Origin of the sequence: Flavobacterium arundinis (assembly GCF_038289855.1) — a bacterium.
GTDB classification, from domain to species: Bacteria; Bacteroidota; Bacteroidia; order Flavobacteriales; family Flavobacteriaceae; genus Flavobacterium; species Flavobacterium arundinis.
In genome coordinates this window covers 14490-28133 of sequence record NZ_JBBYHR010000002.1, presented here as the reverse complement: position 1 = coordinate 28133, position 13644 = coordinate 14490, and the positions used below count along the sequence as shown (strand labels likewise).

The following is a 13644-nucleotide window of genomic DNA, read 5'->3' as shown; positions in this document are numbered from 1 at the left end:
TAAAAATATTATCCTTGTATAATGTTTGCGAATTATTACTTTTGTTGGTCGCAAAAAGTGAGGCATACTTTTTCACCTGACAATGCGTTAACTAACGGTTACATTACAAATTATAGTTATAATGAAATTAAAACATGTTCTTGCAGGCCTTTTATTCACGGCCATCGCTATTACAGGATGCAAATCTTCAAAAGGAACTTCGCCGGATACTAAAAAAGAAGTCCTTTTTACAGTTGACAACAAACCATATTATACCGACGAATTCATCAGGGTTTACAACAAAAACCTGGACCTTGTAAAGGATGATTCGCAAAAAGACCTTGACAATTACCTTGACCTTTTTATTGGTTATAAATTAAAAGTAAACAAAGCGAACAAGCTCGGCCTTCAGGACGGTAAGAAATACCAGGGAGAGCTGAAAACGTACCGCACACAGCTTTCCAAAAATTACATTACCGATACCAAGGTTACCAAAGCCCTTATTGATGAGGCGTACCAGCGTTCGCAAAAAGAAATAAGCGCATCGCACATACTGTTCCTTGTAGATGAGAATGCACTGCCGGCCGACACGCTTAAAGCTTACAACAAGGCGATAGATGTTCGTAAAAAGGCATTGGCAGGGGAAGACTTCGGGAAACTGGCAGCGCAGTATTCGGAGGATCCTTCGGCCAAAGAAAATAATGGCGACCTGGGCTACTTCAGTGTTTTCAGGATGGTATATCCTTTTGAGACGGGAGCTTTCAAAACAACGAAAGGCCAGATATCTATGCCGGTAAGGACACGTTACGGCTACCACGTTATAAAAGTGAACGATATAAGGAACAACAGGGGCGATATTACCGTGGCGCACATTATGATAATGAAGCCTAAAAAAGAAAATGCGGAAGAAACGGCTAAAGCGAAATCGACCATCAACGAGATTTACCAAAAACTAAAGCAGGGAGAGGATTTTGCTGCATTGGCAAAACAATTTTCCCAGGATAAATCGAATGCATCGAACGGCGGTCAGCTGAACAGGTTCAGCTCCGGCGAGCTGAGCTCGACAGAGTTTGAAGACCATGCATTTGCACTGCAAAAACCGGGCGAAATATCGGAGCCTTTCGAATCGCAGTTTGGATGGCATATCGTTAAACTGGTAGAGAAGCACCCGGTTAAGACACTTGAAGAAGTGCAGCCTGATTTTGAAAACCGCATAAGGAGGGACGACCGCTCGAAGCTGATCACCGAATCGTTAACGCAAAAGCTTAAGAAAAAATATACCGTTAAAAGAGACGTGGCAGGATTTGATTTTGCCGTAAAAGCGATTAACGACAGTATTTATTCAGGAACATGGAGCCTTCCGGCAAACATAGATGCTTATAAAGCAAAAACAGTACTTATTATTAATAACGACAAAAAGGTTGATGCTAAATCCTTCCTCGAATATGTAAACACCCAGCAAAGGGCAAACCTGACGGCAAAACCGGTTTCAAGGCTTGCATCGGTGCTGTTTGACAAGTTTACAGAAGACCAGCTTAACGTTTATTATAACGATAACCTCGAGAAAGAATTCCCGGAATTTGCCATAGTAATGGAAGAATACCGCGACGGATTATTGCTGTTTGACCTTATGGAGAAAGAGATTTGGGAAAAAGCCAAAAACGATACTATAGGCCTTCAGAAATTTTATGATACCAATAAGGCTAATTACCAGTGGAAAGCCAGGGTTGATGCTGATGTATTTTCATCTACCGACGAGAAAATGGTAAAACAGGCTAAGGATTATCTGGCACAAGGCAAGGATGCGGCTTTCATAAAAGAAAAGCTGAATGTGGACAAAAAAGTGAACATCATCGAGAAATCGGGTACTTTTGAGCAGGAGAGCGATGCGTTGCCGAAACAGGCTTCATGGAAAATCGGTATTTCGGATATTATTAAAGAAGGCAACTACTATTATGTGGTGAAAACCAATAAGCTGCTTCCTGCCGGGCCGAAAACCCTTGAGGAAGCCAAAGGCCGTGTAATAAACGATTACCAGCAGTACCTTGAAAGCACATGGGTAAGCGATCTTAAGAAAGAATTTACGATACAGGTGAACCAGGATACTTTTGAAAAAGTAAAGAAAGAGCTTAACCAAAAATAAATGATAAAAAAAGGCCTGCTGCTATTATTTGCCCTTACCGCTTTTTCCTGTAATTCGTTCAGGGAAGAGCAAAAGCCTCAGGCCGTGGCTCGGGTGAATGATGCCTATCTTTATAAAGAAGACCTTAAGGGTATAGTGCCTGCGGGGACTTCGAAGGAAGACAGCATAGCCATAGTGAAAAGCTATATTGACCGCTGGGCATCGCAAAAGCTGTTATATAATGCAGCTAAGGTAAACCTGGGGAAAGAGAAGCAGGCGGAATATGATGAGCTGGTGAGGCAGTACCAAATAGACCTTTATACCAAGGCTTATATTGAAGAAGTGGTTAAGACCACGGTTGATACGGTAGTGACAAAAGACGAGCTTGCGAAATATTATAATGCCAACAAAGAGAATTTCAGGACAACCGGAACACTGGTGAGGCTGAAGTACATACGCCTTGATAAAGACCACCCGAAGTTTGCCACGATACGAAGCAGGTTTGGGAGCAGCAATAAAAAAGACCTGAAAGCGTTAAATGACATGGCGATACAGTTTAAAAGCTATGCCTTTAACGACACGACATGGGTAGATATGAACCAGGTATATACAAAACTGCCGTTCATTACGCCTGATAACCGTGATAAATACATAAGCAGCGGGATAAGCTACCAGTACCCTGATTCAACGGATGTGTACCTTGTAAAGGTGGCACGGGTGATAGACAGGAACCAGGTGTCGCCTTTTGAATATATAAGGCCAACCCTGGAACAGCTGATAATAAATAACAGGAAACTGGAGTTAATAAAAAAGTTTGAAAAAGAAATAACGGATGATGCGATTAAAGATAAGAAGTATGAGATTTATAAATAACAGGTTGTCCCTGTTTGTCATTTTTGCCTTTTTGGGCATGTTTGCCGCCTCCGCACAGGAGATAATAAAAGAAACCCAGAAAGATACGGTTAAGCCGTCCGTTCCGCAAGGGAGGATAAAAGTAGATGGCGTTATAGCTGTTGTGGGGGATTTTGTGGTGCTGGAATCGGATATTGACCTGATGTACCGTGAGATGCAGGCGCAGGGAATGCCGGTAAAAGATATACCGCGCGGCGAGCTATTGGGCAAGCTGATGGAAGACAAGCTGTATGCCCACCATGCTATACAGGATAGTATCATTGTTACCGATGCCGATGTGAATGAGACCATGAACAGGCAGATTGACTACTTTGTGGAGCAGATAGGATCGGAAGATAAGATGGTAAAATACTTCAAGAAGAAAAATATTGAGACGTTCAGGGCTGAGCTTTTTGAAATGATAAAGAACCAGAAGCTGACCGAGCAGATGCAGAAGAAGATCATGGAGGGTGTGGAGATAACCCCCGAAGAAGTAAGGCAGTATTTTGCACAGTTTAAAAAAGAGGACCTTCCTGAATTTGGCGCTGAAATGGAAGTAGGCCAGATCGTGATAAAACCCGAGGTTACCCAGGCCGAGAAGCAGATTGTTATCGACCGGCTGCGGCAGATAAAAAAGGAGGTCATGGATGGTTCCAGCTTTTACAGTAAGGCCGTACTCTATTCAGAAGATCCCGGTTCGCGTTCCAGCGGCGGGTTCATAAAAATGAACAGGAAGTCGCCATTGGTGAAAGAATTTAAGGATGCTGCATTTAGTACCGATGAAGGGCAGATATCGGAGCCATTTGAAACGGAATACGGCTACCATATCATTTATGTGGAAAAGATACGTGGGCAGGACCTGGATGTGCGCCACATATTGATATCGCCGAAAGTAACGCCCGAAGCAATACAAAAAGCGAAGGAAAAAATTGAGAAGATAAGGCAGCGTATTGTGAGCGGTGAAATTTCGTTTGCCGATGCGGCACGTTCCGAGTCGGAAGACAAGGAAACACGAAACAGCGGTGGTCTCCTTATGAACCCAAGGACACTGGAAACGCGCTTTGAGCTTACCAAGCTTCCACCGGAGATTTACAGTGACGTTAATGACCTTAAAGATGGTGAGGTATCGAGACCGATACTTTCTGAAAGCCAGAGAGGTGAGAAGACATACAAATTATACACAGTTGCTAACCGCTACGACCAGCACATTGCAGACTACGCTAAGGATTATACTAAGATCAAAGACCTTGCCCTTAAAGAAAAGCAGAAGAAAGCTATAGGCAAATGGAGCGATGAAAAAATAAAAAGCACCTATATAAAAATAAGCCCGGAATACCAGAATTTTCCTTTTGTTAACCACTGGGTAAAAAAATAATTGGGCAATGCCTTTAAAGGTTAGGTAAACCGTAAAAATATTTATAAGTTTGAAGGGGCTGTTATGGAGCGTTATGTCATTCTGAACGAACAGTAACGAAGTGAAGAATCTCATTTATGATTTTAAAGAGATTCTTCCTTCGTCAGAATGACAAACAGCACTGAAGCAGCCCTTTAATTTATCCCAATAAAATACTATGTCAGACGTAGCAGCGATACAAAATTTAGTCACAAGGCAGAAAGAACTAAAACAGGAAATTGCAAAAATAATAGTAGGCCAGGATGAGGTTGTTGGGCAGATCGTGCTAAGCATCTTTGCAGGCGGCCACGCACTGCTTGTGGGTGTTCCAGGGCTTGCCAAGACCCTTATGGTAAATACCATATCCCAAGCGTTGGGGCTTGATTTTAAGCGTATCCAGTTTACGCCCGACCTTATGCCGAGTGATATATTGGGCAGTGAGATACTTGATGAGAACAGGCAGTTCAAATTCATACGCGGGCCGATATTTTCGAATATTATCCTTGCAGATGAAATCAACCGTACGCCGCCAAAGACACAGGCCGCGCTGCTTGAGGCGATGCAGGAAAAAGCAGTGACCATTGCGGGGCATCACCATAAACTTTCGCTGCCGTACTTTGTACTCGCAACCCAAAATCCGATAGAGCAGGAGGGAACCTATCCACTTCCGGAAGCGCAATTGGACCGTTTTATGTTTGCCATAAAGTTGGACTACCCGTCTTTTGCTGAAGAAGTACAGGTGGTAAAAAGTACGACTAACGATAGCAGTGTGAAGGTGAACCCGCTATTCACTGCACAGGAGATATTAGATTTCCAGCACCTGATAAGAAGGATACCGGTAGCGGACAATGTTGTGGAATATGCTGTAACGCTTGTGGGCAAAACCAGGCCGGGCAACCCGCTGGCGAGTGAGTACGTAAATAACTATCTTGACTGGGGGGCAGGGCCGCGTGCTTCGCAGAACCTTATACTGGCAGCCAAGACCCACGCCGCGCTGAATGGCAAGTACTCTCCGGATATTGAAGATGTACAGGCTGTAGCCACAGGAATACTGCGGCACCGTATAATAAAGAACTACAAGGCGGATGCGGAAGGCATTACCGAGGAAATGATAATAAAGAAGCTGTTTTAGGACAGCTTTTTTTATACACAGTAGAGACGTTGCATGCAACGTCTCTACACCGTTATGTATGAAGTCAACGTAAATATGATGATTTACGTTCGCGCGAGGGACAGAAGCGGCATCCTGCCGGAGGAACGAAGGCAGATATAGCGCATTGCCCGGCCCGGCTTTGGGCGAAGAAAAGGCCCGGGCGCGCCCTAAAAACATAACTAAATTAAATGCGTTTGTGATAAATATTTATCCAGGGGTTAATTAATTGATATTCTGTAAGTTTATTAACTAATAATTATTGACTTGTTAATAATATGAAGAAAAAATTATATAGTACACAATAATATAGTGTCATTTTAGTTATATATTTATCACGCAACTAAAAAACATTATGAAAAGGATATTAAAATTTATCCCTGAGATCTATTTTATGGGTGTCGGGATGTTCTGGGCGGCAGAAAATTATTTTGCCAGCGGTAACGTTAATTACATTGCTCTCCTGATTGTGTGGCTTTTATTCCTTCAGTTGTTTTACAAGAACCGTATTCTGGGGCTTACCTATGGTGTGGCATTAGGATTCGTATCTGCATTTATGATTCTGGCGGTAAACTCTGAGGTAAGCGATTTTGAATCCTTTACTCCTGAGGCAATACAGCTGCAACTTGCGGGTTGGGGAATATTCGGTACAGGCTTATTGATGGCGGGTGCAATGCTGTACAAATTTGCTACAGTAAAAGTAAATTACGACGAAGAGAGCGTGCTTACAGTAACCTATTAGTTACCTAAAGCAATAGCTGAAAAGCCACGTTTCATATAAATATGAAGTGTGGCTTTTTTTGTTTTTTAAGGCGTTTGTTTGCAATTTGACAATATAAAATGGAAATTTTACGAATTCCTAAAAATTTGATGCTGTTTCTTAAATTTGTTATTGTTTTGTCAGCAAAATAGAATGTTTATAAATAATAATTCCCTGAAACTAAAGAAACGATAAAAATTTTTTAATTGCAGTTGGAATGCTTAAATTTACAGACTTTTTACAAACGAACAAATACACTTACTATGGCTTTTGATATTGAAATGATCAAAAAGGCGTATGCTAACATGGCTGAGCGTGTTGACAAAGCACGAGAGCTTGTCGGGCGCCCGCTTACGCTATCCGAAAAGATTTTATACTCCCACCTTTGGGAAGGCACACCTTCCAAAGCTTTTGAGCGCGGAAAGGATTATGTGGACTTCGCACCGGACCGTGTTGCCTGCCAGGATGCCACCGCACAGATGGCCCTCCTCCAGTTCATGCACGCCGGTAAAGCACAGGTAGCCGTACCTACAACCGTACACTGCGACCACCTTATACAAGCAAAAGTAGATGCGAAAACCGACCTTAAGCGCGCAAAAGAGCAAAGTAACGAGGTGTTCGACTTCCTGTCTTCTATCTCTAATAAATATGGCATCGGGTTCTGGAAACCGGGTGCGGGCATCATCCACCAGGTAGTGTTGGAGAACTACGCGTTCCCGGGCGGTATGATGATCGGTACCGACTCCCACACCGTTAACGCGGGTGGCCTTGGTATGCTGGCCATTGGCGTAGGCGGCGCGGATGCCGTAGACGTAATGAGCGGCATGGCATGGGAACTTAAATTCCCGAAACTCATAGGCGTACACCTTACCGGCAAACTATCCGGATGGACCGCCCCTAAAGACGTTATCCTTAAAGTAGCCGGCATCCTTACCGTAAAAGGCGGAACCGGCGCTGTAATAGAATATTTTGGCGAAGGCGCAAAAGCCATGTCATGTACCGGTAAAGGTACCATCTGTAACATGGGCGCCGAGGTGGGTGCAACGACTTCTACCTTTGGGTACGACGATTCGATGGACCGCTACCTGCGTGCGACCAACCGTGCCGATGTGGCCGACGCTGCAAACGCCGTAGCCTCTTACCTTACTGCCGACGACGAAGTTTATGCTAACCCAGGCGAGTACTTCGACCAGGTGATCGAGATCAACCTTTCTGAGCTGGAGCCGCACCTTAACGGGCCGTTTACGCCGGATTTGGCTACGCCGATCTCTAAAATGAAGGAAGAAGCCCTTAAAAACGACTGGCCTTTACAGATACAGGTAGGCCTTATCGGGTCGTGTACCAACTCATCGTATGAGGACATCGCCCGCTCAGCATCAATTGCGAAGCAGGTGGTCGACAAAAAACTGAAAACCAAAGCAGAATTTACCATCACCCCGGGATCGGAAGTGGTGCGTTATACCATAGAGCGCGACGGCTTTATCGACACGTTCGATAAGATGGGCGGTACCGTGTTTGCCAATGCCTGCGGCCCGTGCATCGGGATGTGGGACAGGGAAGGCGCCGAGAAGGAAGAGCGCAACACCATTGTGCACTCCTTTAACCGTAACTTCTCCAAGCGTGCCGACGGTAACCCGAACACGCTGGCGTTCGTAGGCTCTCCGGAGCTGGTAACGGCGCTTGCCATTGCGGGCGATCTGAGCTTTAACCCGATCACCGACAAACTCATCAACGAGGATGGCGAAGAGGTAATGCTGGACGAACCGACCGGTAACGAGCTTCCGCCGAAAGGCTTTGACGCCGAAGACCCGGGCTACCAGGCCCCGGCTGCCGATGGCTCTAAAGTGCAGGTAGTTGTTAGCCCGACTTCTGAAAGGCTGCAGCTCCTTGCCCCGTTCACTCCGTGGGACGGCAACAACATTATGGGCGCCAAACTGCTTATCAAGGCATTCGGGAAATGTACTACCGACCACATTTCGATGGCGGGTCCGTGGCTGCGTTTCCGTGGGCACCTCGACAACATTTCGAACAACATGCTTATCGGCGCCGTGAATGCCTATAACCAAAAGACCAATAACGTAAAGAACCAGGTAACGGGCGAGTATGATGCCGTTCCTGCCGTGGCGCGTGCCTACAAGGCTGCCGGTATACCGACCATCGTAGTGGGCGACCATAACTACGGCGAAGGTTCCTCGCGCGAGCATGCCGCTATGGAGCCGAGGTTCCTTGGCGTGAAGGCCGTGCTGGTAAAATCGTTTGCCCGTATCCACGAAACGAACCTTAAAAAGCAGGGTATGCTCGCGCTTACTTTTGCCAATGAGGCCGACTACGACAAGATACAGGAAAACGACACCTTCAACTTTATCGACCTGAAGGAGTTTGCCCCAAACAGGCAGCTTTCCCTCGAGGCGATACACGATGACGGTACCCGCGACATCATCCTGTGCAACCACAGCTACAACGCAGGCCAGATCGGCTGGTTCGTAGCAGGGTCGGCACTGAACCTTATCGCAGCCGCCGGCGCCGAAGCCGCACAAGCGTAAATAATTTTTAGTTTATATAGTGTGAACTCCCCGATGAAAGTCGGGGAGTTTTTTTTATTCCCCTCCTCTGGAGGGGTGCCCGCAGGGCGGGGTGGTTTATGGAACGCGGATGACGCGGATTGTGCGGATGACCACGGATTTCTCTCCTCTATGTCATTCTGAGTGAATCCGCCGCGGCGGACTTGGGGGCCAGCAGGAGTGTAGCTTTTCCCCTCTCGAGAGGGGCCAGGGGTGTGTTAATGGAACACGGATGATCCGCCTGCTGCGGGACAGGCTGCGGATTTGTGCAGATGACCACGGATTTAGCTACCAGAGTAAGCCCATCAACCGCCAACCGACAACCGGCAACCATAACAAGGAGCGAATGGCCTGGTGCAATTGCTATACGTCGTTCCCGCTATCGCCTTTATCTGCGTCCGCAAGCTACGGCAGGATATCGGCTCTATCGGGGCTACTACGGAAAACACCTGTTTTGTGAAAACAGGTAATTTTACTTATTGACGATGTTACAATATTTCTCATCTTTGTAATATTCTTATGATATAATATATTTTGTGTAAGAATATCTTTTAAATTAATATATTAGTTGAAATATTAGTAAATGACTATGTCTGATACAGCTAAAGGACCTGCATCCGGTTACATATTTCAATTTGAGAAAGCATTACTTGAATTATCTAGATTAGAAAATTCGGAATCTATATCTATTGAATATGTTGACGATATAGCAAAACTTAGTAGTGATGGAACCGTAATTTTAACTATGCAAGCAAAACATAGTATTTCAAGTAGCGGTTCGCCCTTTAGTAGTACTTCAAAGGATTTATGGAGAACACTCGAAATATGGATACTTAAACTCAAAGATGGTTCGCTTAATAATAAAACACAATTTGTTTGTACAACAAATAGAAAAATTATAAGCACTTCAATATTATTAGAGTTTGAGAAGAATAAAGAAAATCTGAAAGAAATAATTGATAAGATACAAAAACTTCACGATGCACAGACTGTAAAGTTGAAGACGGCAAAAAAAGGTAGTTCAATTAAACTAATACTTAAACTAATTGACTTTTGCTTGAAGCATCCAAAGGAATTGGAAGTAATCATAAAAAATCTGAAAATCAAAGATCATGAAGAAGTTAAGCAAAAATTTTTGAATGAAATTCATCTTGACAATGGTAATTCATTAGAAGTTCAGAGAGATTTATTTTATGAGGCTATGTGTGGATGGTTATTTATTAAGAGCAAAGAATTTTGGAAGAATAAAAAAGAAGCAATTTTTTCAAAGAATGATTTTAACTATAAATATAATATGCTTCGAGATAATCATACTATTACAAAAGCAATATTTAGAACTAAAGGTGAAGTTGAAAGTGAGAACCCAATCGATTTTACAATTGCAAGAGATGATTTGTATATAAGACAAATAGATGATATTGACCGGAATGATGAGGATAAAGAATTTATAATTAAGCAGGCGATAAATGATTTTATCCTATTTGAGGTTGAATTAACAAACATTATAATGAACAGTTCTGGATTGACTCAAGCTGACTTTGAAGAATTCGAAATGAAATGCGAACAAAAATGGTTTGAAATTAGAAGAAAAATTGTCTTACATAATTTAAATAGATATACCGTTGAACAACTAAATGATTTTGGAATCGAAATTTTTAATGAGGTGATGTATAATTTAAAACTTCAGTTTCAAGAAAATTTTGGTTTCAATGACAATAATAAATATATTCAAAATGGATGTTTTCTTAAACTTTCAAACTTGCCCAAGTTAGGTTGGCATCCAGAATGGCAAAAAAAGTATAAGACATTATAAGCATGAGAAAAACAATAAATAATAAATTAAATTTATTTGAGATCTTACAAAATCCTGCTGTCGGACTAATCGGAATTCATGCTTTTATTTTTGGCTATTACTCAGTTGCTATCAATAAAGATAATCTTAAACGAAAATTTCCACCTTTAGAATTTTTGTTCTTTGTTTTGCCTATAGTATATGATAAGAATTCCATGATGTCTTTTAGAAGCTCATTTGAATTATATACAGCTATGTCAAAAGATAAGTCAATAACACTTGGTCTGCAAGAAAGAGCGAATAAAATGTCTAAACAAACTTTTGATAGTATAAATTTAGGGTTCAGTAAAAAAGTTTTAATATATAATCAAGATGAGAAATTAATTGAATTAACTGAAAATTTCAAAAGCAAAAAAATTCTCATTATAATGAAAGATAATTCTGAAACATTAAAAAACATAGAGAAAGCCGCATTTCAATTAGGGAATATTTTTGCGAAAAAAGATGAAAAAATGCTTCAACTAACACTTAATGTAAGATTCTAATGATTTTAAAGATTAAAACTATTGCTCTATATCCTGTCGACAAAAATCTTAAACCAAGATTTATAAGGTTTGAAGAAGATAAAGTTAATGTTATTACTGGATATAGTAAGCGGGGAAAGTCGTCAATAATAGAAATTATAGATTATTGCTTAGGTAATACTGATGCTAATATTCCAATAGGTAGAATAAGAAATCTTGTAGATAAGTTTGCTTTAAATTTAAATATCAATGGCCAATACGTATTCATCGCTAGGGACAGTCCCAAAAGCAATCAACAAAGTTCTGACAATATGTACTATATTGAGTACGATAAAAAAGGGGAATATGTCGAATTGAATAGTAATGATTGGATTGCAAATTCGGAACAATATAAAGTTAGTAAGGCGAGAATAAAAGAAATCTTAAATTTAAAAGCAGGATTTTTAAATATAGAAGAATCAATAAGTGCTGATAAATCACTAACAGTTGGATTTAGGGATACCTCGGCTTTTCAGTTTCAGCCCCAAAGTATAGTAGCTAATGGGAATACAATTTTTTATAAGACAGATACTTTTGAACATCTAAATAGGTTGAAAATTTTATTTCCTTTAGCATTAGGTTACAAGTCATACGAAATTTTACTTTTGGAAAATGAAATGAACATTATTGAAACTGAAGAGAAGAAACTACAAAATAAAATTGACGATTTATCAAAAAGATATGAAAATTGGAAGTATGATATTTACCAATATTACAATGAGGCGATTAGTTTAGGGCTTTCCAATAGTGACATTAATATAGAATCTTCCAGTGTGGATTTAATAAAAGATGAGTTAAAAAGTATTGTCAAAAATGTTAGAAACAATAAAGTTTATCAAGAAGGATCGGGTATTCGATTTTCAGAAAAACTGGAAGAGCATGATTTTAATCGTCTTAATTTAATGAGGGAACTCCAAAATTTAAAAATGGAGTATAATAAAATTGAACAGTTTGACAGAGCAAAGAATGAATATATTAGTGAAGTTTCTCACGTTATTGAGAAGAGACTGAAACCAGTCGATTGGTTTCTTTCCCAAAATGGAACTGATATTTGTCCATTTTGTGATTCTAAATCCGACAAAGCCTTAATTCAACTACAAAAACTAAGCGATGAGCGTGAACAAAACACAAAGTTAATCTCCCAATCAGAATCAAATTATTTTTCGTTTGATAAGGAAAAACAAACACTAAAAAAGGAAATTCGGGACATTGAAAAATCAGTCGTTGAAATAGATAGGAGCATTGATGTTTTGTTAAAGGAGAAAACGGACTACCATCTCAAACATCAGGGTATATATGAATTTGCTGGAAAAATTTCAAATGTCATTGAAAGTATTGAGATATTTGCACCAGATGGTAAATACAATCTCGCACTCGAAAAGCTTCAAAAAGATTTAGCTCAGAAAAATAAGGATTTACTTAAATTAAAAAAGAAATTCGATAAAGAAAATTCATTGAATAAATTAACTAAGACAATTAAAAATTATGTCAATATTTTACCGATTGAAGATAGAAATGAAAGCAATGTTCTTCTGGATCCAGAGAAATATATTGGAATAAAAATTGAAAATAAGAATACTAAGACAATCAGTTTTCTTAATAAAATTGGAAGTGGCTCAAACTATATGTGTTACCATTTAGCTACTATGTTAGGACTTCACGAGTTTTTCTATAAACTACCCGAAACAAATAAAAAGAATTATATACCATCATTTTTAGTTTTGGATCAACCAAGTCAGGTTTATTTTCCTGAGGGTCTTGAGGATGATGCAAACGAAACTTCAGATGATTTTGAAAATACAAAAAAAATATTTGAGGTATGCTCAAAATTTATGGAAAGAACAAATAACAATATACAAATTATAATTCTTGAGCATGCTCCAAGTTCAGTTTGGAAAGATATTGAACATATAAATAAAGTAGAGGAATGGAGAGGGAAATTTGAGAGTGATGATAGCTATAATGCCCTATTACAAAAGGACTGGTTATTTGCAAATTAAAAAAAATGTTTTATTCGACAATAATTATAGTAAGCAATTAAATATTCAATACTTGTGCGCTGCGGTTCAGAATGACACCGATACAAACCCACCTTTCCTCCTTAGCCCCGATAGAGCCGGTATCCTGCCGTACCCGCCGCGGCGGGGGAGGCAGATAAAGGCGATAGCGGGAACGACGCCTCCAAGAATGCCCATGCCTTTCCGCTACAAAAAATATAGGGAGGTAAAAGCACCCTCAGGTAACCTTTTGTCACCTTGACGATTTTTTGGTGTGCAGGCGCTAAAAAATTGCAAACCGGGGCAGGGAAATTTTCGGGCGGGGATACAAAAACAGTTTTGAGACAAAACTGCGGTTTTCCATTATATATAATTAGTTTCCGGCGGTTGCTTCGGCAACGTTGGGAACGCTCCCCGGGAAAAATGAAAATTGCAA

General features: G+C 40.8%; 10 protein-coding genes. All 10 read left to right on the top strand.

The genetic code is table 11. From position 1 onward, the window contains the following. Positions 1–121: 121 nt before the first annotated feature. The 10 genes from AAEO56_RS03200 to AAEO56_RS03155 all read left to right on the top strand — a co-directional run bounded on the left by AAEO56_RS03200 (position 122) and on the right by AAEO56_RS03155 (position 13211). Positions 122–2122, top strand: a complete 2001-nt coding sequence (locus AAEO56_RS03200) for a peptidylprolyl isomerase (RefSeq protein WP_341695585.1) — start codon at positions 122–124, stop codon at positions 2120–2122. Then, positions 2123–2974, top strand: coding sequence for a hypothetical protein (locus tag AAEO56_RS03195; RefSeq protein WP_341695584.1), 852 nt, complete (start codon positions 2123–2125; stop codon positions 2972–2974). Continuing rightward, on the top strand, positions 2958–4367 hold the full coding sequence (locus AAEO56_RS03190; RefSeq protein WP_341695583.1) for a peptidylprolyl isomerase: 1410 nt from the start codon (positions 2958–2960) through the stop codon (positions 4365–4367). Before AAEO56_RS03195 ends, AAEO56_RS03190 begins: the two co-directional genes overlap by 17 nt. A 196-nt stretch (positions 4368–4563) precedes the next feature. Beyond that, entirely contained in the window at positions 4564–5517 is a 954-nt protein-coding gene (locus AAEO56_RS03185) for an AAA family ATPase (protein WP_341695582.1), read from the top strand. A gap of 373 nt (positions 5518–5890) precedes the next feature. After that, positions 5891–6277: a hypothetical protein gene (locus tag AAEO56_RS03180; protein WP_341695581.1), complete on the top strand. Its 387-nt coding sequence runs from the start codon at positions 5891–5893 to the stop codon at positions 6275–6277. Positions 6278–6558: 281 nt separating this feature from the next. After that, a complete protein-coding gene (locus AAEO56_RS03175; RefSeq protein ID WP_341695580.1) occupies positions 6559–8838 on the top strand; it encodes an aconitate hydratase in 2280 nt (759 codons plus the stop codon). 250 nt (positions 8839–9088) lie between these two features. After that, positions 9089–9316 (top strand): hypothetical protein, encoded by a 228-nt coding sequence (locus AAEO56_RS03170; protein ID WP_341695579.1) that lies wholly within the window; start codon positions 9089–9091, stop codon positions 9314–9316. Between the two features lie 129 nt (positions 9317–9445). Next, positions 9446–10669, top strand: a complete 1224-nt coding sequence (locus AAEO56_RS03165; RefSeq protein ID WP_341695578.1) for an ABC-three component system protein — start codon at positions 9446–9448, stop codon at positions 10667–10669. 2 nt (positions 10670–10671) lie between these two features. Continuing rightward, a complete protein-coding gene (locus tag AAEO56_RS03160) occupies positions 10672–11193 on the top strand; it encodes a three component ABC system middle component (RefSeq protein ID WP_341695577.1) in 522 nt (173 codons plus the stop codon). Beyond that, positions 11193–13211: a DUF3732 domain-containing protein gene (locus tag AAEO56_RS03155; protein WP_341695576.1), complete on the top strand. Its 2019-nt coding sequence runs from the start codon at positions 11193–11195 to the stop codon at positions 13209–13211. The genes AAEO56_RS03160 and AAEO56_RS03155 overlap by 1 nt, the downstream gene beginning before the upstream one ends. The last annotated feature ends 433 nt before the right edge of the window (positions 13212–13644 follow it).